This window comes from Apolloniradiicaulis salifontis, from assembly GCF_053756655.1.
In genome coordinates this window covers 1,216,749-1,236,354 of the sequence record NZ_CM132387.1, presented here as the reverse complement: position 1 = coordinate 1,236,354, position 19,606 = coordinate 1,216,749, and the positions used below count along the sequence as shown (strand labels likewise).

At 65.6% G+C, this 19,606-nt stretch carries 19 protein-coding genes; 10 read left to right on the top strand and 9 right to left on the bottom strand.

From position 1 onward, the window contains the following. Positions 1 to 99: 99 nt before the first annotated feature. On the top strand, positions 100 to 2,424 hold the full coding sequence (locus tag ACWCOP_RS06000; protein WP_478250318.1) for a heavy metal translocating P-type ATPase: 2,325 nt from the start codon (positions 100 to 102) through the stop codon (positions 2,422 to 2,424). Between the two features lie 36 nt (positions 2,425 to 2,460). Continuing rightward, positions 2,461 to 3,498: a dihydroorotase gene (gene pyrC, locus ACWCOP_RS05995; RefSeq protein WP_478250317.1), complete on the top strand. Its 1,038-nt coding sequence runs from the start codon at positions 2,461 to 2,463 to the stop codon at positions 3,496 to 3,498. Between the two features lie 14 nt (positions 3,499 to 3,512). Here the strand turns inward: pyrC and ACWCOP_RS05990 are convergent, their stop codons facing one another. Beyond that, the gene (locus tag ACWCOP_RS05990) at positions 3,513 to 4,952 is read right to left on the bottom strand and encodes an alpha/beta fold hydrolase (RefSeq protein WP_478250316.1); all 1,440 of its coding nucleotides are present in this window, start codon (positions 4,950 to 4,952) and stop codon (positions 3,513 to 3,515) included. Positions 4,953 to 5,110: 158 nt separating this feature from the next. Here ACWCOP_RS05990 and ACWCOP_RS05985 point away from each other — a divergent pair, with 158 nt between their 5' ends. Then, positions 5,111 to 6,622: a LytTR family DNA-binding domain-containing protein gene (locus ACWCOP_RS05985; RefSeq protein WP_478250315.1), complete on the top strand. Its 1,512-nt coding sequence runs from the start codon at positions 5,111 to 5,113 to the stop codon at positions 6,620 to 6,622. On the opposite strand, the gene ACWCOP_RS05980 is transcribed toward ACWCOP_RS05985, so the two are convergent. The 8 genes from ACWCOP_RS05980 to ACWCOP_RS05945 form a co-directional block, all read right to left on the bottom strand. Beyond that, positions 6,619 to 7,083 (bottom strand): AAC(3)-I family aminoglycoside N-acetyltransferase, encoded by a 465-nt coding sequence (locus ACWCOP_RS05980; RefSeq protein WP_478250314.1) that lies wholly within the window; start codon positions 7,081 to 7,083, stop codon positions 6,619 to 6,621. The genes ACWCOP_RS05985 and ACWCOP_RS05980 overlap by 4 nt on opposite strands. Positions 7,084 to 7,085: 2 nt before the next feature. Continuing rightward, the gene (locus ACWCOP_RS05975; RefSeq protein WP_478250313.1) at positions 7,086 to 7,439 is read right to left on the bottom strand and encodes a hypothetical protein; all 354 of its coding nucleotides are present in this window, start codon (positions 7,437 to 7,439) and stop codon (positions 7,086 to 7,088) included. After that, the gene (locus ACWCOP_RS05970) at positions 7,426 to 7,971 is read right to left on the bottom strand and encodes an RNA polymerase sigma factor (RefSeq protein ID WP_478250312.1); all 546 of its coding nucleotides are present in this window, start codon (positions 7,969 to 7,971) and stop codon (positions 7,426 to 7,428) included. The genes ACWCOP_RS05975 and ACWCOP_RS05970 overlap by 14 nt, the downstream gene beginning before the upstream one ends. 10 nt (positions 7,972 to 7,981) lie before the next feature. Beyond that, on the bottom strand, positions 7,982 to 8,296 hold the full coding sequence (locus ACWCOP_RS05965) for a hypothetical protein (protein WP_478250311.1): 315 nt from the start codon (positions 8,294 to 8,296) through the stop codon (positions 7,982 to 7,984). A 252-nt stretch (positions 8,297 to 8,548) separates the two neighbouring features. Beyond that, positions 8,549 to 8,749: a SlyX family protein gene (locus ACWCOP_RS05960; RefSeq protein ID WP_478250310.1), complete on the bottom strand. Its 201-nt coding sequence runs from the start codon at positions 8,747 to 8,749 to the stop codon at positions 8,549 to 8,551. A gap of 18 nt (positions 8,750 to 8,767) precedes the next feature. Beyond that, complete coding sequence (locus tag ACWCOP_RS05955) at positions 8,768 to 9,133, bottom strand: type II toxin-antitoxin system VapC family toxin (RefSeq protein ID WP_478250309.1); 366 nt, start codon at positions 9,131 to 9,133, stop codon at positions 8,768 to 8,770. Next, positions 9,130 to 9,315, bottom strand: a complete 186-nt coding sequence (locus tag ACWCOP_RS05950; protein WP_478250308.1) for a hypothetical protein — start codon at positions 9,313 to 9,315, stop codon at positions 9,130 to 9,132. The genes ACWCOP_RS05955 and ACWCOP_RS05950 overlap by 4 nt, the downstream gene beginning before the upstream one ends. 134 nt (positions 9,316 to 9,449) lie before the next feature. Then, positions 9,450 to 10,340, bottom strand: a complete 891-nt coding sequence (locus ACWCOP_RS05945; protein ID WP_478250307.1) for a sterol desaturase family protein — start codon at positions 10,338 to 10,340, stop codon at positions 9,450 to 9,452. 235 nt (positions 10,341 to 10,575) lie between these two features. Between ACWCOP_RS05945 and ACWCOP_RS05940 the strand changes: the two genes are divergently transcribed. The 7 genes from ACWCOP_RS05940 (at position 10,576) to ACWCOP_RS05910 (ending at position 19,604) form a co-directional block, all read left to right on the top strand. Then, on the top strand, positions 10,576 to 11,301 hold the full coding sequence (locus tag ACWCOP_RS05940; RefSeq protein WP_478250306.1) for a response regulator: 726 nt from the start codon (positions 10,576 to 10,578) through the stop codon (positions 11,299 to 11,301). A gap of 20 nt (positions 11,302 to 11,321) precedes the next feature. Beyond that, positions 11,322 to 12,665 (top strand): ATP-binding protein, encoded by a 1,344-nt coding sequence (locus ACWCOP_RS05935; protein WP_478250305.1) that lies wholly within the window; start codon positions 11,322 to 11,324, stop codon positions 12,663 to 12,665. Positions 12,666 to 12,788: 123 nt separating this feature from the next. Continuing rightward, positions 12,789 to 13,325, top strand: a complete 537-nt coding sequence (locus ACWCOP_RS05930; RefSeq protein WP_478250304.1) for an EF-hand domain-containing protein — start codon at positions 12,789 to 12,791, stop codon at positions 13,323 to 13,325. 75 nt (positions 13,326 to 13,400) lie between these two features. Further along, entirely contained in the window at positions 13,401 to 13,820 is a 420-nt protein-coding gene (locus tag ACWCOP_RS05925; RefSeq protein WP_478250303.1) for an EF-hand domain-containing protein, read from the top strand. A gap of 74 nt (positions 13,821 to 13,894) precedes the next feature. Next, positions 13,895 to 15,337, top strand: coding sequence for a TolC family protein (locus tag ACWCOP_RS05920; protein WP_478250302.1), 1,443 nt, complete (start codon positions 13,895 to 13,897; stop codon positions 15,335 to 15,337). 5 nt (positions 15,338 to 15,342) lie between these two features. Beyond that, on the top strand, positions 15,343 to 16,506 hold the full coding sequence (locus ACWCOP_RS05915; RefSeq protein ID WP_478250301.1) for an efflux RND transporter periplasmic adaptor subunit: 1,164 nt from the start codon (positions 15,343 to 15,345) through the stop codon (positions 16,504 to 16,506). After that, on the top strand, positions 16,503 to 19,604 hold the full coding sequence (locus ACWCOP_RS05910; RefSeq protein WP_478250300.1) for an efflux RND transporter permease subunit: 3,102 nt from the start codon (positions 16,503 to 16,505) through the stop codon (positions 19,602 to 19,604). Before ACWCOP_RS05915 ends, ACWCOP_RS05910 begins: the two co-directional genes overlap by 4 nt. The last annotated feature ends 2 nt before the right edge of the window (positions 19,605 to 19,606 follow it).

Genomic DNA, 19,606 nt, shown 5'->3' with positions numbered 1-19,606 from the left:
AGCGAGTACGGAGCGGGCGGCGCGAAAGCGCCGCCCGTTTTCGGTTGTGCGGCTGCGCGCCCCATGGCCCCTTCACCGTTGTTCAGGCATTAATCCCTTATGCCCGAAGACCAATCGCAACCCGCCCGCCTCGCCCTCGACGTCACCGGCATGACCTGCGGCGGGTGCGCCCGGCGGGTGGAGGCGGCTCTGTCGGCTGCGCCGGGGGTGCGCGAAGCCACCGTGAATTTCGCCGCGCGCACGGCGGACCTCGTGCTCGAGCCCGGCGCCGCGCCTGAACCCATCCTCGAAGCGCTGCGCAAGGCCGGCTATGACGGCGCGCCGGTGAAGGGCTTTGCCGAGCGGGCCAGGGCCGCCGGCCAGGCGCAGGACCAAGCAGAGGGCCATGGGAGCGGCCATCACGACCATGGCGAGGTCCCGCTTCGCGAATTGCTCTTCGCCGCGGCGCTGACTCTGCCGATCTTCCTCATCGAGATGGGCGGCCATGTGATCCCGCCGCTGCATGCGATCATGATGGAAGGGTCCGGGCGCACCGTCCTGAACTGGGTGTTCCTCATTCTGGCGAGCCTGGTGCAATTCGGGCCGGGGCGCGTCTTCTACCGCCACGGCCTGCCCGCGCTTCTGCGCGGCGCGCCGGAGATGAACACGCTGGTGATGCTGGGCACGTCAGCGGCGTGGGGCTACTCCGCCGTCGCCACAATGGCGCCGGGCCTGTTCCCTGAAGGCCAGGCCCAAGTCTATTTTGAAGCCAGCGCCATGGTGGTGACGCTGATCCTGCTGGGCCGCTTCCTCGAGGCGCGCGCCCGGGGCCGCACCGGCGACGCGATTCGGAAACTCCTGTCCCTGCAGGCCAAGACCGCCCGCGTGCGCCTGGCCACCGGCGCGCTGGAAGAGCGCGCCATCGAAGACGTCGCCGTCGGCGATGTCATCGAGGTGCGCCCCGGCGAGCAGATCCCCGTGGACGGCGATGTAATCTCCGGATCGAGCCATGTGGATGAAAGCATGCTCACCGGCGAGCCCCTGCCCGCCGCCAAGCATGAGGGCGACCGGGTCACCGGCGGCACGGTGAACCAGACCGGCGCCCTGGACATGAAGGCCGTCGCCGTGGGCGCCGACACCGCGCTGGCGCGTATCGTCGCCATGGTGGAGGAGGCCCAGGGCGCCAAGCTGCCGATCCAGCAGCTGGTGAACCAGGTTACTAGCGTGTTCGTGCCCGTGGTCATGGGCCTTGCCGCCCTCACCTTCGCGCTCTGGCTGATCCTCGCCGGTTCGCTATCCCTGGCGCTGATCAACGCCGTGGCGGTGCTGATCATCGCCTGCCCGTGCGCCATGGGGCTGGCGACGCCGGTCTCCATCATGACCGGGACCGGGCGCGGCGCCGAGCTGGGCGTCCTGTTCCGCCGCGGCGACGCGCTGCAGGGCTTAAGCCGGGTCGCCACCATCGCCTTCGACAAGACCGGCACGCTGACGCAGGGAAAACCCACGCTCACCGACCTCCACGTCGCGCCGGGCGTCGACGAAGACGAGGCGCTGAGGCTCGCGGCGAGCCTTGAAGCGCGCTCCGAGCATCCGATCGCGCTCGCTGTCGTGAAAGCCGCGCAGGACAAGGCGCTGACGCTTGCGGCTGTCACCCGATTCGACGCGGTTTCCGGCCACGGCGTCTCTGGCGAAGTGGACGGGCGCGCGGCGGCCGTGGGGGCCGGTCATTTCATGGAGCGGCTGGGCGTTGATGTTTCAGGCCTCGCTGAAGTCGCAAGCGGGCTGGAAGCCAAAGGCCGCGCGCCGCTCTATCTGGCTCTCGACGGCGAGGCCGCCGCAATTCTGGCCGTGGCCGATCCAGTGAAGCCGAGCGCCAAGGCCGCGATTCAAGCGCTCCACCACGCCGGGCTGAAGACCATGATGATCACCGGCGACGCCGCCGCACCCGCCAACGTGGTCGCCAAAGAGCTGGGCATTGACGACGTGCGCGCCCGGACCCTGCCCGGCGACAAGGCGGACGCGGTGAGGGCCCTGCGCGCCGGGGGACCCGTCGCGTTTGCCGGCGACGGCGTCAACGACGCGCCGGCCCTTGCCGAAGCCGATGTGGGGATCGCCATGGGCGCGGGCACGGACATCGCCATTGAAAGCGCGGACATTGTGCTGATGGGCGATGATCTGAACGCGGTGGCGTCGGCCTATGGCCTGTCGAAGGCGACGCTGTCCAACATCAAGCAGAACCTGGTCTGGGCGTTCGGCTATAACGCCCTGCTCATTCCGGTGGCCATGGGGGCCCTTGCGCCCTTTGGCGGCCCCACCCTGTCGCCGGTGCTGGCCGGTGCGGCCATGGCGGCGTCCAGCGTCTGCGTGGTGCTGAATGCGCTGAGGCTGAAGGGCTTCAAGCCTGCGGCGCCCGGTCGTGGTGGCGAAAGCACGAAATCGGGGTAAACAGACGCGCCTGAGATGACCGCTGGAAAGCCCGCCATGACCCAGACCCTGACGATCCGCCAACCCGACGACTGGCATGTGCACCTTCGCGACGGCGACATGCTGAAGCTTGTAGCCCCCGCCACCGCCCGCCAGTTCAGGCGCGCCATCGTCATGCCCAACCTGGTTCCGCCGGTGACCACCATGGCCCAGGCGTCCAGCTATCGCGACCGGATCCGCGCGGCGGTGGGACCGGACAGCGATTTTGAACCGCTGATGACCGCCTATCTCACCGACACGATCGATGCTGGCGAGCTGACGCGCGGCCACGCCGCCGGCGTGTTCACCGCCGCCAAGCTCTACCCGGCCGGCGCCACCACCAATTCGGCCAGCGGCGTCACCGATGTCGAAAAGATCTATCCAGTGCTGGAGGCCATGGCCGGGATCGGCATGCCGCTTCTGATCCATGGCGAGGTTGTGAGCCCCGAGATCGACATTTTCGACCGCGAGAAAGTGTTCATCGACCGGATCCTGTCCAGGATCGTCGACACCTTCCCAGGCCTGAAAATCGTGCTGGAGCACATCACCACCGAGGACAGCGTAGAGTTCGTCAAAGCCGCGCCGGACAGTGTGGCCGCCACCATCACCGCCCATCATTTGCGCATCGACCGCAACGACATGCTGGTGGGCGGAATCCGGCCCCACATGTATTGCCTGCCCGTGGCCAAGCGCGCAAAACACAAGCACGCCCTGCGCGCCGTGGTGCAGACAGGCAGCCCCAAATTCTTCCTGGGCACCGACTCCGCGCCCCATGCCCGCCACGCCAAGGAAAGCGCCTGCGGCTGCGCCGGCATCTATTCAGCGCCGGCGGCCCTTGAAAGCTACGCCCAGACCTTTGAGGAGCTGGATTGCCTGGACAAGCTGGAAGGCTTTGCCAGCGAGCACGGCCCGCGCTTCTACGGCCTGCCCCTGAACGAAGAGACCGTGACGCTGGAGCGATCCGGACTGGACGTGCCCGAGCGGATCGACCCGGACGGCGAAGCGGTGACGCCCTTCCACGCCGGCGAGCGTTTGGACTGGCGGCTCGCGGACTGACCCCCGCCTGATGCTCACTCGCCCGCAAAATCGGGCAGCGGGACGGTGATCTCCCGCGCCACGGGCTCTCCGCGCATGAAGGCGTGCATGGCCGCGCCCACGTCCGGGCTCGTCATGAAGAGGTTATGGCCGGCGTTGATCACGGTGACCGCGGTGAGATCGCTCAGGCCCGCAGTCGCCTCGCGCTGGCCTTCTGGATAGGTGCGCCCGTCCAGCGTGCCGGTGAGCACCAGGACCGGGCCGTCATAGCTCGCCTCCTGCCGGAACGCCTCGCCCAGATCCATGTCCGGCCACACATTCGCAAGCTGGGGCATGGGAAAGTTCAGATAGGGCCCGGTCAGGCCCGCGTCAGATTGAGCCTCGAACTGCGCCATCCGGGCCGGACTGATGCCGGAGGCGATGTCCATGGCGGTGGACATGGCGCGCATCGTGATCGGTTCGCCTGGATTGAAGAAGCGCTGGGCGAAGACCTGCGCCATGCCGGGCTCGCCGGCGTCCAGCGTCGCATAAAGCGGCAGCAGCCAGAGCGCGTTTTGCGGATCGGACGCGGCGCCCGACAGCATCTGCAGATGGTCCTTTGTGAAGGCGAATTCCATCGGCGCGCCGTCCGGCCCCTGCACGGTGAGCATCATCGGTTCCGCCTCGAGCCTGGCTTGCACCCGGCGCATCAGGGCGACCACATCGCCATAGCGGGCAGCCGCTTCAGGCTGGCTCGCCACAGCCTCGCTCAGCCGCGCAAAGAAGGCGTCGGTGCGCGACGGCAGCTTCACCGTTTGATCGAGGCCTTCCGCGCTCGCCAGAATGATCTGATCGAGCTCGTCCGGGATCGTCTTCATAGCGGCGAGCGCCAGGTGCGTGCCGTAGGAAATGCCCCACAGATCCAGCTTCTGCGCGCCCAGATGACGGCGCAAATCCGACAGATCGGCGACGCTTTCCAGCGTGGTGTAGCCCTCAATGGCGATCCCCTCGCCCGCCCAGAAGCTGCGGCACTCCAACGCCGCAGCCCGGTAGGCTGACGTCATCTCCTCAGACGCCACACGCCGGTCCTCAGCCAGATAAATTACGGTCCGGCAGGCGGGCAGAGCAGTGGAGTCGCCCGTGCCGCGCTGATCTAACGCGATCACGTCGCCATGCTCGCGCATGGCCATGAAGAGCGGGAAACGCCGGCCCGCGGCGGTCCCCGAGCCCGATCCCCCCGGCCCGCCGGCGAGATAGACGATGGGGTCGCCCGGCGTCTGCGTGGTGGTGGGAAAGCGCACATAAGACAGGGTGATCATCCGGCTCGCCGGGTTCGCCCGGTGCTCGAAAACCTCGAGGCTTCCCCGATACGCCGCGACGGTGTCGCCGCTCTCGGCGGTAAATTCGATTTGGGTCTCACCGGGCTGCGGCTGGGCGGCCAGATTGGCGGAGAGGCCGGCGGACAAGATGGCGGCGAGGCTTGCGGCGGCAATCATGATTTCTTGCTCCGTTATGGACTAACCCCCTCTTCATCGCCGCCCGCGCCGACGCGCGCACCCTGCGATCGGCCAGCGGCGCCAAGCGTTCGGCGAGCGGCGCGCGCGGATCGGCGAACGGCGCGACTCTTTGGCCGAGCGGAGCTAGCCTGAACGCCATGACTCGTCTGCTCGCCGCCCTCATCATCTTGATGGTCGCCGCCGCGCCTGCATCTGCGCAGGTCTGGACTGTGAGCAACGATGTGCGCGTCTGCCCGGCGGAGCCCGGCGAGGCGGCGCCGCCGGATTTCACCGCCCAGATTTGCGAGACCACGCCCTTCTGGGCCGCCAACGCCCAGAACCGAACGATCTGGATCGAGGCGGTGATTGAACTGGAGACGGCGCCGGATCCGCTATCGGGTCCTTACGCGCTCTTCCTGTCGGGCAAGATGGCGGTTGAAGCTCAGGTCAACGGCGCGGTGATCGGCGCCAACGGCATTCCAGGCTTCAGCGCCGCCGAAGAGACCGCCGGGCGCATGGACGCGGCGCTCTTCCTGCCCGCCCAGCTTTTACGCGCCGGTGAGAACCGCGTGGTGCTTAAAGCCTCCGGCCATCACAGCCTGATCCAGCTCGCCGCGCCGACCCACCGCATCGCCATCGGAGCCTTCGCCGATCCGCGCCGGCGGATCCTCGGCGGCTATCAGGGCTCGCTTGCGACGTCGGGCGCGTTCGCCCTCGCGCTGGTCTTCTTTGCAGGTCTCGCAGTGCTTTCCCCCCGCCGCGCCTCGCCGTCTCTGCTGGCGGCGATCGCACTGGTCGCCGGTTTTCAGCTGATCGCCGAAGCCGGGCGCGGCCTCTTCGCCTATGGCTATCCCGTGCAGGATTTGCGTCTCCTGGCGCTGGTGGCCGGGGCGGCGGGACTGGCCCTGCTCACCACCGGCTGGAGCCTTGTGCGCTTCGCCCCGCCAAGGGCCATTGTGAGTGCGGGGCTCCTCAGCGGATTGGCGGTCGTGATTCTTCTGATCGTCGTCTTTGGGCGGGGCTTTGATGAAAAAGCCGCACTGACCCTCATGGCCGGGGCGGTCGCCGCCGCGGCGCCGCCCGCCTGGCGCGCCTGGCGGCGCCGGAAATGGGTCCCGGCGCTGTGGGCGCAGGGTTTTCTCATGTTTGCTGCAAGCGCCGTCCTTGCGCCCCAGAGCCTGCTGGACCGCACGGTGTTCTGGGCCCTGAGCGCGTTATTGCTGGTGAATGTCCTGGTCGAGGCGCGCGGTTTCGCAGCGGAAAGGTTGCGGCGCGAGGGAGAGACGCGGCGCGCCGACACCCTCGCCGCCGCCCTGGCGCGTGTGGAGCAGGCCGCTCACCCGGTCCAGATCGCCCTCAATTCAGCCGGGCGCACTGACTATGCCGACGCCGCCGACATCGCCCGGCTCAACGCCGCCGACGACTATGTGGAGCTAGTGTTCAAGGACGGACGAACCCTGCTGCACACCGGTGCGCTGGCGAAGCTGGAGGCGCAGCTGCCGGCCAATTTCCTGCGCGTGCATCGCTCGTGCATCGTCAACACCGACGAGATCGTGGCGCTGGAACGCGAAGCCGGCGGCTCCGGGCGGCTTGTCCTGAGAACCGCAGGCGAAGCGCCGGTGAGCCGGCGCATCCTACCGAAGGTCCGGCGCGCGCTGGGGACCGGCTAATCGCATGCCGCCGCAATGTCGAAATGCACCACCTCGGCGCGATCCCCCAACTTTTCGTAGAGCGCAATAGCAGGTGGATCTTCGGGATCGGCCTGGACAAAGATCACCGACGCGCCGACCTTGCGCGCCAGCGGCCTTAGCGCCGCGATCAGCGACGTAGCGACCCCGCGCCGTCGATGACTTTCACCCACCGCGATATCGTAGATATAAATCTCGGCGCGGGCCTGCTCGAACTTGTCGAGAACATAAGCGACCAGGCCGCCAATGACCGCCTCGTCCTCAAACGCCGCCAGCGCGATGACATGGGGTTTGGCGAGCCAGGCTGAGAGATAGGCGTCCGGCGGCGGCGCTGACGCGTAAGGCTCAGGATCCTCGAACGCCGCCGCGAACACCGCGTTCAGCAGCCGCATCTGCGCTACATCATCCACGCCGAGCCGGCGGACCGTGACGGGGCGCGCCATGATCAGAACCGGCTGCGTCTGCGCATGCCGCCCGCGAGCCATTTTCGGGCCGCGAACCCGACAGACAACGCAGCCGCCAGAAAAAGCGCCGCCCCGTTCAGTGCGGCGGCCCCTTGGGCGGAGATCACCATCAAGGCCAGCGGCGACACCACCGGCGCCAGCCCCCACGCCGCCGCAAACAGGGCGACGACAAGCGCGAGGCGGGTCGCCAGCTCGGCGCGAAGCCGACGCCGGGCGACAGCCTCCATGACGCGGAGCACGAACGTGTTGTCCGGGCGCGCCGCGGAGCGGACGGCCCAGGTGTGAGTGTCGGTCTTAGCCCAGACCTCATCGAGCAGGCGATCAATCTTGCTCATCGGCGTCTCCCGTCATCGCGCGCAAGCTGGCCTTGGCGCGGGCGATGTTCGATTTCACCGTCCCGAGCGGTTGGTCCAGAATACGCGCTGCGTCGGCGTGGGACCAGCCCGCACCCTCGCACAGGGCGAGCGCGGCGCGCTGATCCATGGACAGCATCGCCAGCAATTGACGCGCTGTGGCGCCGGCCTCACCCGTCGGGTCGATGGAGGTCTCGCGCATCTGCGCCCACTGCCCGTCCCGGCGCCAGCGCCGCATCAGGCTGCGGGTTCTGGAGGCGGCTTTTCGAAACGTGATCCCCATGACCCAGCTCTTAAAGCGCGCAGGATCCTTTAGGCGCGACAGCCGGCTCCAGGCGTGGACGAAAGCGTCCTGCGCCACATCCTCGGCTTCGCCCGGATCGGCCAGAAGGCGGCGGGCGAAGGCGCGCACGGCGCCCTTGTGGCGCCGCACCAGCCGGCCATAGGCGGCGTCGGAGCTCAGCGCCGCACGCACCAACCACGCATCTTCGCTGTCATCGCCAACGGGCGTCACGATTCGCCGCCTAGCGCCGGCGCCCGAACAGGCTGCTGACCAGAAACGCCAGCGCCAGGACGCCCAGGATCAATGCAACGAAGTAGAAGCTCTGGGCATCCTCGCCCATCATCCCGGTATAGCCCGCAAACGCGAACACGCCCGCCAGGCCGGCGAACAGCACCACCAGAAACGGCGCGGCGCCGCCGCGACCGTCCGCCGCGTCCTCATCGTCGTCATCTGACCGGCCATCAAGATTGGCTAGAAGCGCGGCCGGGGGTTCATGACCGCTCGCGGCGTAGCTTTTGAGAAGGTCGATCTTCGCCTGGGTGCGCTTATAGCGCATGAAGCTGCCCCATCACGCTGCGATGAAGAAAAACAGCGGGAAGAGCAGCCACCAGTACGAGCTGAACAGGTCATAAAAAGCGTCCATGGTCGTGCATCCTTTCACATCCACGCCCCCAAAACAGAGCGTTTCATGTCTTGGTCGCCGCCGCGGGCGGATCTGGATGCAGGGGGGCGAAAAAAGATGCAGGGGACCGGTCACCGCGCCGGCGCTTCTTGCGTGACGACCTCGTAAAAGGCGCGCCCGCGACGTCTAGTAGTGCGGCGGTTTTTCGCCCTGCGGCGCAGGGGCGCCCGCTTCCAGCTCGGCGATGCGGTCGTCGGACGCCACCAGGCGCGCCTTCAGCCGATCGATATCCTTCTGCTGCAGCGCAAGGGCTTCGGACAGCTCCTCGATCACACGGGCCTGGTCTGCGGTGTACATTTCAAGCCGGTCGAGGCGGTCTTCGGTCATGGGGCTTTCCTAAGGGGGTCAGAGCAGTGCGCCGACGGCTTTCGAGCCGGGCACGTCACCGTATTTGGCGTCGCGCGTCCAGAGCGGCGCGTCGAGCATTTCCGCCAAGGCGAGACAGGCCGCGTCATAGCGGGTGAGATTATCGCGCAGCGCCCAGATTCGGCCGACCAGCGCATGGCGCAACACATTGGGCGCCTGCGCCGTGCGCGCCGGGCCGATATCACCTCGATAAGACAGTCGGAGAAATGTCTGCAGGACTTCAAGGTCAACCACTTCTGACGCCGCCATCTGTCGACCGGCCGCCTCGATCCGGTCTTTGATCTCAATGGCGCCTGGACCGTGCAGGAACATCTCCAGCCCGAGCGAGGCGTCGATGACGATCACCGCCGGTCGCGCTCTTCATGGACCATATGAAAAATCTCGTCACCGCCGATGTCGATGGGCTCCATGCCCTCCATGCGCCGCACCATCGACGCCCAGTCCGGACGCGTCAGCTCACGCTCGATCATCGGCTTGAGGTGTTCGCTCACGCTCATGCCGTCGGCGGCACCGCGCACTTTGAGCACGGAATGCGCCTGCTCGCAGACCTCGCTAATCCGAATATGCTTGTTCAAGTAGAAGATATCATGTCCGGAACAAAAGGTGTCAATGCGGAGGTTGCGCCGGTGCCCAGAGGGGAGCTGAGCACCGGCGCGCACGGTCAGGCTCGGGGAATGGGGACTGCCTCGCCTGACTGTCCGGTTGGGCTGTTGGCGCACGAGACGGCGGCCGCGTCGGTTTGACCGGGGCGTCCAAAGAGGGCGCTCCAGACCTCCCGAGGGCTTCGGGCCCGGCGCAGGTCCTTGATCAGATTGCCCCACTCATGAAAGGCGATGACGAAGGGGTTGTTGCTCAGCACCGGCTTCGTGAGGCCGTAGATGACCGGCTCGCCAGCGCGCTCGGCGGCGAACGTGCCGAACAGACGATCGAACACGATGAGCACCCCGCCGAAATTCTTGTCGAGATAGTCCGGGTTCGATCCGTGGTGGACACGGTGGTGGGACGGCGTGTTGAGCACCCATTCGAGCGGGCCCAGCTTGCCGACCGATTCGGTGTGGATGAAATATTGGTAACGCAGGTTGATCAGCATCAGCGTAGTGATGAGCAAAGGGTGAAACCCCATCGCCGCCATGGGTGCGAACACCAGCCACGATCCCGTGAGCGTGCTGGTCCATCCCAGGCGTGTGGCGGCGGGCAGCGTGAACTCGTTGGTGGAGTGGTGCACCGCGTGGGAAGTCCAGAACCAGCGGATCGTATGGCTGAATCTGTGCTGCCAGTAATAGAAAAATTCGAGCACGAGGAAGCCCGCAATCCATGTGCGCCCATCATCCAGCGCCCATTTCACAGGCGCGATCGAATAGACGGCAAGCAGACCGCCGAACATCAATCCATAGGTGAGCGTTCGTGAAATGCGCTGACCGAGGGCCGTGCCCAACGTGCCCGCCAGGGCGCCCAGGTCATAGCCGCGCCCGGTTCGCTTCCGCCAAACATACTCCGCGCCGGAACACACGATGATCAGCCCGGCCAGGCCCACGAGGACAGGGTTCTCCACGATTGAGCTCTCCATAATTCGGCCCCGTATCCGCATCGCGCCGTTAGGCGGCTCGCGATGTTCCGACAAGACGGCCCGCTTCTGGTCCGCCAAAACCGTTTAGCGCCCCGGCGTTGCCGGTGTTTGCAGCGATGGATACGAAGTTCGACGAAGTGTTGCCGGACGGCGCTCGCGCGCAACAAAGCGTCGCAATTCTTCCATGGAGAGGCGTCATCCCTTGGGGTATGAGGTTTTTATGGAAGCAGAGCTAAAAGTTCTGGTGGTGGACGATGATGTTCAGATTCTTGAACTCATCGAGGGCGTGTTGTCGCGCAATGGCATCACGGTCGCGTGTGCTCAATCCACGCGTGAAGCTGACCGGCGACTTGAAGTCTTCCAGGCCGATTTGATAGTGCTTGATCTAATGATGGCCGGCGAGGACGGACTGGAATATTGCCGCCGTCTGCGTCAGACTGTGGCGTTGCCGATCATCATGCTCACCGCCCTGGCCGAAGACGTTGACCGCATTGTCGGCCTGGAAGTCGGCGCCGACGATTATCTGCCCAAACCCTTTAACCCACGCGAGCTGGTGGCGAGAATCCGCGCTGTCATGCGCCGTGGCGGCGCCCGGGCAACCGCCCGCCCGCAGTCCCGGACGACGGTGCTGAGGTTCGGCCGATTCAAGCTGCATCCAAGCCGCCTTCACCTGGAACGGGATGATGGAGGCTCGATCGCGCTGACATCGGGCGAGTTCGCCCTCTTGCTCGCCCTGGTCGAGAACGCGCCGCAGGTCCTGTCCAGGGACCGGCTTCTGGATCTGTCTCGAGGCGCCGCAGCGAACCCGTTTGATCGCAGCATCGACTCCCAGATCAGCCGCCTGCGCGGCAAGATCGAGGCGAACCCCAGGCGGCCCGAATACATCAAGACCGTGCGCAATCTCGGCTATGCGTTCGCCGCCGATGTATACCGGGTCGAGCTTTGATCCAGCCGGTCACACGCTTCATGTCCTCGATCGCCGCTCAGGTGATCGCCGCAACGCTCGGCGCATTCGCCCTTTCTATTTCCCTTATGCTGGCGCTCCTTGAGGGTCCTTTCACGCTCTGGGTCTATCCGCGCACCGTGGCCGAGAACGCGGAAATGATCGAAGGGTTCGTTCAATTGATCGAACAGGCTTCAGAAGACGATGAGCGCCTGCTGCTGAACGCCTTTCAGAGCCGCGATCGGGCGGCCTTGATCACCCCGGGATTCGTTGAGGCGCTGGGAGATCGCAGCGACCTTCGCAGCCGGTTCCTCGGCCAGGGATTTGGTCTGGCTGAGCGCGACATCCGGTTCGCCAGCCGGGGGCCGGCTCAGCTGGGCACGCTGGATTACAATGATGCGACGGCGCTTTTCACCGCCGGCTATGCGCTTCAGATCGGCGTGGAGCTCAATGACGGGCGGGTCCTGAACATCTGGATCGCGCCGTCCATGTCACTGGACCGGCGGCCGGCCGTCATTGGATTTCTGATTCTGGTGTCGGTGCTGGTCGCGCTGTCGCTGAGCGCCGCCATCGTCTTCATCGTCAACCGCCCCATCCGACGTCTTGAGCTGGAGGCTCATACAGTCGAGCTCGCCGATGCCGGCGGCTCGGTATCGGAACAGGGGCCGGTCGAACTGCGCCAGCTGGCCGCAGCGCTCAATCAGATGCGCCGCAGACTCGCGGGCCTCATCTCCGAGCGCGAGCAGATTATCGCCGCGATCGCCCATGACGTGCGTACAGGGCTCACCCGCGTTCGGCTCCGCCTCGGCGAGAGCGGCCTGGCCAAGGCGCCAGGGCTGGACGACGATCTCAATCAGATGGAGCATCTGGTGTCAGACATGGTGGCCTACGCCCGCGCCGAGAGCCCGTCCGGTCACCGGGAGCTGGTGAAGATGAACCAGTTCCTCGAAGACGTCGCCGCCCATGCTCCAACGCCCGTGCGCTATGAAAGCGGGCTTCGTGCAGGCGAGACCTTCGTCATTGCCGCTGATCCGATCGCGCTGCGCCGTTTGTTCGAGAACTTGCTGGAAAACGCCCGCCGCTATGGTGGCGGAACGGTCACCATGCGCGTGGCCGTCGAGCGCGCCGATCTCGTCATACGCATCGAAGACGAGGGACCGGGCGTTCCGGACGACCAGATCGAAGCCGTGTTCAAGCCCTTCCAGCGCCTGGAGAGTTCTCGCAACCGGGCGACCGGCGGCAGTGGTCTCGGTCTGGGCATCGCGCGTTCCATCGCCAACGCCCATGGGGCTTCGCTCGCTCTGGAGAACCTCAGGCCGCGGGGGCTGGCCGCCGTCGTGACGTTTCCCGGCGAGACCCGGACCTAGCCAGGTGCGATCGCCGGCGACCTCGCGCGGCGCCTCGCAACATTTCGCCATATAACCGGCAAACCCCGGCATTATCACCGCCGTATGGTCCCTCTCGAAAGCGAATGGAGATGCGTGACCATCATGACGAGGTATTCACTGTCCGCAGTCCTGGCCGCAGGTCTGATGACCACGTCCTGCGCCGGCGGTTCGTCCGCCGAGCCGGGCGCCCCCGCCATGCCGCTCACCGCCGACACCCAGATCGCGCCGCCGGTCGGTCTGATGTTCGCCGGCCTGGACCAGGATCTGGATGGGATCATCAGCGCCGAGGAGATCAGCGCGGCCGCGCCGGTCATGTTTACAGCCAGCGACAGCAACAGCGACGGCGTCCTGACCGGGATCGAGTTTTCACAATGGTCCGAACGCCATCTTGGCGCGGCCCATACCAATCCTGGACGGTTCCGCTTCGACCACGACCAGAACGGCCGCATTACGCTCATCGAGTTTGAGACGACCTTCGACGGGCTGCGTGACCATTTCGATCAGAACCGGGACGGGGCGCTGGAGCGCACCGAACTTCTCGTCACCCTGAACCCGCCGGACATGGCAGCCATGCAGGCCCAGATGCAAAGCCAGATGATGCGCCGCGCCCAAGAGATGTGCCGCCGCAACCGAGGGTAATATTCGTCAATTCTTCAGTTTCCAACCCGGATCTGAACGGTCCGGTCAACAGAGGCCAAACCAGGGAGTCACACCATGAGCCTTCTGATCACCGCGCTCGCCGCAAGCCTTTCCGCCTCTGCCTTCCAGCCGGCCGATGCGCCGCAATGCATTCAAAATCCCGGCCAGCTCCTGGAAGCCGACATGAATATGGACGGGATCATCACGCGCTCGGAAGTCGCAGATCGCCGAGCGAACATTTTTGTGCGGCTGGACCGGGATGGTGATGGAATCGCCAGCATGGAGGATGCGCCGCGCCGCATGGGTCGGGATCGATTCACCGAAGCGCTGAATCAGCTATTGCCCGAGTTTGACGCCGATGGCGACGGCGCGCTTGAGCGCGACGAGTTCGTCGCCGGGCCGACGCCGGGATTTGATCGCGCCGACGCCGATGGCGACGACCAGCTTGACGCCGAGGAACTCGCCGCGCTGCAGGCCCTCGCCTGCGACGCGTAAGATTTTTCTGATACGCTCTCTCCGTGATGAGGCCGGGCGAGGTCTCATCACGGATTTGCTTGCTGGGGGGGCAAATGATCACGAAGCTGCGCGCAGGCGTAACAGTCTTCGCCGCCTCGAGTCTTGCGGCCGGGTGTGCGCTTACTCCCGAGCCGACGCCGAGTGACGTGGTCGGGGAGATCACCAGCCAGGGCGCGTTCGTGTACGCGGATATCCAGCCCGGCGTCCTCACAGCCGGGCAGGTCGAATGGTGGGTTGATATCGCCGGCCCCGGCCTCTCGCGCGGCGCCGATCAGCTGCGGGCCCGCAATTTCGATCTGATCGAAGCACGCGAGCGTGTCGTCCAGTCCGAGCTTCGCGCCGCCCAGGCCCGCGGCACCCGGTTGCCGTCAGCTGGCGGGGATGTCGGTGCGAGCTATAGCCGCGGCCCGATCCCGCCCTCCGGGTATGCCTGGGATGACAGCTACTCCGTCGGTGTGACGGCGAGCTTCGATACCGACATTTTCGGCGCCCTGCGCGCGAGGTCGCGATCCGCTCAGCTCAGTGCGCGGGCCTCCCGCCTGAACTACCAGGCCACCGAGCAGCAACTGATCACGGTTCTGGCCCAGTCGTGGGTGAACGCGGCCACTCTGCAACGACGGCTCGATCTGGCCGAAGAGATCGCGGAGAGCTACGAAACCACCTATCGCCTGACGGACCAGCGCTATGACACCGGCTCGCGGAACACGTCGGCCTCCGACGTTCAGATCGCGCGCCAAAATCTCGAGGCGGCGCTGGCTGATATTCCAGATCTGGAGACCCAGCTCGCGGCCCAGCTGATTCAGATTGATGTTCTGCTGGGCCAAACCCCGGGCCGGACGGCGGAAACCTTTGAAGCCGATCTGGATCTCGATCGCGAGATCGTCGCGCCGGGTGGCTTCCCCGCCGATCTTCTCGCCCAACGCCCCGACGTAGCGGCCGCCGGCCTGTCCTACGAGGCGGCGCTCGAAGACATCGGCGCAGCGCGCGCAGACCTGTTTCCAGGCTTGTCCCTAACCGCCGCGCTAAGTTTCCAGGGCGAGGATCCCGGGGATGTCGTCGAGTTCGACGAGCTTCTCGCGAGCCTCGCCGCCTCTTTGACCCAGCCGATCTTCCAGGGCGGCCGCCTTCGCCAGGAGGTCCGTGTGCAGGAATCGGAGGCGCTGGCCCTTTCAAGCGCATATGCGCGCGCCGCGTTGACCGCCTTGTCAGAGGTGGAGACCGCGCTGGTCCAGCAATCTGGATTGGTCCGCCAGCTCGAGCAGCTCGACGCTGCACTGCGCTCGGCGCAAATCTCCAACCAGATCGCCCAGGACCGCTATCGTCAGGGTCTGATTTCACTTCTCTCGGTTCTTGAAACCCAGCGCAGCCTGAACGCCGCGAGCCTCAACATCATCCTGACCGAGCAGGCTTTAATCCTGGCTCGCATCGATCTTCACCAAAGCCTCGGGGGGCAATGGTTCGAGCCGGCTGAAGAACCGGCTCCAGCCGTGCAGTAATCGTCATGTCGCAATCACCGTCATCCGGACGCCTGTCGCTCAGCGACCACTTCAAGGGCTGGCTTCAGATCGCGCTTGTCGTCGGCGTGCTCGCGCTGGGCGTGATCATCAATCAGGTGCTGTCCGCCGCGTCCTCGCCCCCGCGCCAGAGCGTGTCGGGGGATGACGCCATCCTGGTCGAGGTGATCCAGCCCCGGCCCGTCAGCACGCCGCTCATCATTCGTGAGTCCGGCGCCGCCCGGTCGCGCAACACCGTGGGTCTCACCCCTCAGGTCGGCGGCCAGGTCGTTGAGGTCTCAATCAATCTCGCCTCCGGCCAGCTGTTCGAGGCCGGCGAAGTCCTGTTCCGCGTCGACCCGTCCGACTATCAGGCCGAGCTGGACCGGGCGAATGCCGACCTGTCTGCGGCGCAGGCTGATCTGCGCGTCGAGATGGCCGAAGCCGACGTCGCCCGGAACGAGTGGGAGCTGGTCAATCCCGGTGAACCGGTTCCCGATCTCGTCGCCCGCGGGCCGCAGATCGATCGCGCCGAAGCGGCTGTGGAATCCGCAGCCGCGCGCCAGCGCACCGCGCAGCTGAACCTTTCGCGCGTGGCGGTCTCCCTGCCGTTCTCCGGGCGGGTCGTCAGCACCACCGTGGAACTCGGGCAAACGCTTTCGCCGAACCAGACCTATGGCCAGGCCTATGCTCTGGGTAGTCTGGAGGTGTCGGTACCCATCAACGCCAACGCATTGACGCGCCTCGAGCCGGCGGTTGGACGCCCCGCCATCCTGCGGATCGAAGGCGGGCGCTCAATGCGCGAATATCCCGCCGAAATCACCCGGGTCGAAGCTGAGCTGGATGCGCAGACCCGCCTCGCCGGCCTGATCATCCAGCCCGTCGGCCAGACCGACATTCTGCCTGGGACGTTCCTAGAGGTGGAAATCACAGGCCCGGTGATCGAGAGGGCGCTGCCTATCCCCGAGCAGGCGATCTCGGACAATCTCGACGTCTGGGTGGTCCAGAACGGGCGCCTCGCCCGGCGGTCCATCACGCCGCTCGGTCTCAACGAGGACGGCGCGCTTCTGGTCGCGCAGTTCGCCTATGGAGAGGGCGTCGTCATATCCCCGCTGGTGTCGCCGACCGAAACCACGCCGGCGCGCATCGTCGAGGGCGGGGGTGAGCTGTGAGCGCTGGTGAAAAGCCTGTCGAAGGCGGGGGGATCGTCGGCTGGTTCGCTCAGAACGCCGTCGCCGCCAATGTCCTGATGGTCGTCCTGATCGCAGCTGGACTGATCATGATAACGCGCACCAATGCGGAAGTTTTTCCGACAATTGATCCGCGTACGATCACCGTGTCGGTCGTCTATGGCGGCGCCTCGCCTGATGAGATCGAGTCCAGCATCACAAGACGCGCCGAGGAGGCGGTCATCGGGATCGAAGGCGTGAAGCGTGTCAGCTCGCGCGCCGTTGAAGGGTCCGGCTCGGTCACGATCGAGCTGACCGACTTCGCCGAAGCCCGCGTGGTGGCTGAAGACGTCCAGTCCGCCATCGATCAGCTCGCCGAATTCCCACCGGAAAACGCTGAGGCTCCGGTGGTGCAAGTGGTCACAGTCGCGTCCAATGTTGTTCGCCTTGTGGTGACAGGAGATGTCGGCGAACTGGCCCTGCGCCAGGCGGCCGAGCGGCTGGAGCGCGACCTGATCTCTCTGGACAACGTGACCTCCGTCACGCTCCAGGGCGTACGCGATTACGAGATCTCCATCGAAATCTCCCAGGCGACGCTCAGCCAGTACGGGCTGACCATTGAACAGGTTTCAAACGCCATTCGAGCAGATTCGGTCAATCTGTCCGGCGGTTCGCTGCGCACCAGCGCGGGCGATATTCTGCTGCGCACCGACAAGGAAGCCCGCCAGGCCGCCGAATTCGGCGAAATCGTCATTTTGAGCGACTTTGAAGGAAAGCGTGTTTTGCTGCGCGATATCGCCGCCATCCGCGACGAGTTTGAGGACGCTCAGCTTATCAATACTTTCAACGGCCTCCCCGCAGTCTTCCTGCAGGTCGCCCGCAGCGAAAGCGAAGACGCCTTCGACGTTGCGAACGCAGTAAAGAACTTTGTCGCGGGCTATGTCCCGCCGCCGGGCATCCAGGTCCAGGTCGTCGGCGATGACACCGAGCGGATCTCGGACCGGATCAATCTGCTTGTGCGCAACGCGCTCATGGGACTTGCACTGGTCTTTGTCTTTCTGTCGGTGACGCTTGATCTGCGACTTGCTTTCTGGACGACCGTGGGCATTCCGGTCGCTTTCATCGGCGGCTTCATGATTTTCGGTCAGTTCACGACCATCAACATGACTGCGCTCTTCGGCCTGATCATGGTGCTCGGGATCGTGGTCGACGACGCCATCGTGGTCGGCGAGAACATCTACGAGCGCCAGACCCGGCAGGGCCATGGCATGGCTGGCGCCATCGACGGCGCGCGCAGCGTGCTGGCGCCGGTCACGATCGGCATTCTGACCACCATCGCCATTTTTGCGCCGCTCCTCTTCATGGGCGGCGTGCTCGGCCAGCTGCTGCAGCCGGTGCCGATCGTCGTCATTTCGGTGCTGCTTCTGTCGCTGGCCGAAGTCTTCCTGATCCTGCCCTCTCACCTGGCCCACGGATCGGAGTGGACGGTCGGGCCCATGCAGAAATTGAAGCGCGCGGTGCAGGGCGGATTGGACACCCTGCGCGACACGGTGATGGTTCCCCTCGCGAGGTTTGCGGTCTCGATGCCCTACGTGGTCATCGCGGGAGCGATTTCGGTGCTGCTCATCGCCGCCGGCGTGATATCCGGCGGGCATGTTCGCTTCGTCTTCTTCCCGGCCGTGGAGGGCGAAGAGGTCGTCGTCCAGCTGGAAATGCCCAAGGGCACCGCGTTCGCCCAGACCGAACGGGCCATGTACCAGCTGGTCGAAGCGGGCTATGAGGCGGCCGGCGGGCAGGACAGCCCGCTTTACCGCAGCCTGTCGGTCACCATCGGCGGTCAGCTCGCATCTGGGTTCGGCGTGGACGGCACGATCATCGGATCAGAGCTGGCCACAGCCACCATGGAGCTTGCTCCGGCGTCAGAGCGCAATCTGACCTCGGCCGAGATCGAACGCCGCTGGCGGGAGGCGGTCGGCGAGATCGCCGGCGTGCGCAGCCTGGTCTTCACTTCGGAGGGCCTGAGCGGCGGCGATGATCTCAGCTTCAACCTCGCCCACGCGGATACCGATCAGCTCTTCCTGGCGGTTGATGATCTGGTCGCGGCGCTGTCTCTGATCGAGGGCGTGTCGGAGATTGAAACGTCCAAAGAGCTAGGCAGCCGGCAGCTCGCCTTCACTCTGACCGAGGCGGGCGCGGCGGCTGGTCTGACCGTCCGTGATCTTGGGTCCCAAGTGCGCCAAGCCTATTTCGGTGAAGAGGTCCAACGCCTGCAGCGGGGCGGCGAGGAAGTGCGCGTCTATGTGCGGCTTCCTGAAAGCGAACGGCGCAGCCTGTCAGACCTGGTACGCATGCGCATTGCGCTTCCCAGCGGGGAGGAAGCTGATCTCAGCACGGTGGCGCGGGTGGAGGAAACGCGCAGCTACGCGTCCATCGACCGGGTCGACGGCCGCCGCGTGATCTCCATCACCGCTGATGTCGATGAGGCTGTGACCACGCCGAACGATGTCACGGCGCTGCTTGAGGATCAGATCCTTCCCGATATGACCGCGACCTATCGCGGGCTTTCGGTCAGCACGGAGGGTCAGGCCGCTGATCAGGCTGAAGACCTCGCCTCGCTATTGAACAATCTGGTTCTTGGAATACTGGTCATGTACGTGCTGCTCGCCAGCACGCTGCGTTCCTACACGCAGCCCATCGTCATTCTGCTGGCCGTTCCGTTCGGTGGCGTTGGGGCCCTCGCCGGCCACATGCTGCTTGGCTTCGACATGAGCTTCCTGTCCCTGTTCGGCATGGTGGCGCTAGCCGGTGTCGTGGTGAACGACTCCGTCGTGCTGATCGACTATTTCAACGGCCTGCAGAAAAGCGGAACAGGGACAACGCGCGAGAACATCGTCCTGGCGGTCCAGCGCCGCTTCCGGCCGATCCTGTTGACCACTTTGACAACATTTATCGGCCTGGTCCCGATGATCTCAGAGACCAGCGTCCAGGCTCAGTTCCTGATCCCCATGGCCGTCAGCATCGCCTTCGGCATCGTGTTCGCCAGCCTTGTGGTGCTGATCATGGTGCCGGCCTTCCTCGCCATCGGCGCAACAAAGGCTTGAAG

What these genes read in the sequence shown, in the direction of transcription:
- ACWCOP_RS05965 (WP_478250311.1), bottom strand. Translation starts at nt 8,296, where the DNA reads ATGCGCTATAAGCGCACCCAGGCGAAGATCGACCTTCTCAAAAGCTAC.
- ACWCOP_RS05935 (WP_478250305.1), top strand. Translation starts at nt 11,322, where the DNA reads ATGTCCTCGATCGCCGCTCAGGTGATCGCCGCAACGCTCGGCGCATTC.
- ACWCOP_RS05975 (WP_478250313.1), bottom strand. Translation starts at nt 7,439, where the DNA reads ATGAGCAAGATTGATCGCCTGCTCGATGAGGTCTGGGCTAAGACCGAC.
- ACWCOP_RS05940 (WP_478250306.1), top strand. Translation starts at nt 10,576, where the DNA reads ATGGAAGCAGAGCTAAAAGTTCTGGTGGTGGACGATGATGTTCAGATT.
- ACWCOP_RS05960 (WP_478250310.1), bottom strand. Translation starts at nt 8,749, where the DNA reads ATGACCGAAGACCGCCTCGACCGGCTTGAAATGTACACCGCAGACCAG.
- ACWCOP_RS05920 (WP_478250302.1), top strand. Translation starts at nt 13,895, where the DNA reads ATGATCACGAAGCTGCGCGCAGGCGTAACAGTCTTCGCCGCCTCGAGT.
- ACWCOP_RS05915 (WP_478250301.1), top strand. Translation starts at nt 15,343, where the DNA reads ATGTCGCAATCACCGTCATCCGGACGCCTGTCGCTCAGCGACCACTTC.
- ACWCOP_RS05980 (WP_478250314.1), bottom strand. Translation starts at nt 7,083, where the DNA reads ATGGCGCGCCCCGTCACGGTCCGCCGGCTCGGCGTGGATGATGTAGCG.
- ACWCOP_RS05990 (WP_478250316.1), bottom strand. Translation starts at nt 4,952, where the DNA reads ATGATTGCCGCCGCAAGCCTCGCCGCCATCTTGTCCGCCGGCCTCTCC.
- ACWCOP_RS05985 (WP_478250315.1), top strand. Translation starts at nt 5,111, where the DNA reads ATGACTCGTCTGCTCGCCGCCCTCATCATCTTGATGGTCGCCGCCGCG.
- ACWCOP_RS05930 (WP_478250304.1), top strand. Translation starts at nt 12,789, where the DNA reads ATGACGAGGTATTCACTGTCCGCAGTCCTGGCCGCAGGTCTGATGACC.
- ACWCOP_RS06000 (WP_478250318.1), top strand. Translation starts at nt 100, where the DNA reads ATGCCCGAAGACCAATCGCAACCCGCCCGCCTCGCCCTCGACGTCACC.
- pyrC (WP_478250317.1), top strand. Translation starts at nt 2,461, where the DNA reads ATGACCCAGACCCTGACGATCCGCCAACCCGACGACTGGCATGTGCAC.
- ACWCOP_RS05925 (WP_478250303.1), top strand. Translation starts at nt 13,401, where the DNA reads ATGAGCCTTCTGATCACCGCGCTCGCCGCAAGCCTTTCCGCCTCTGCC.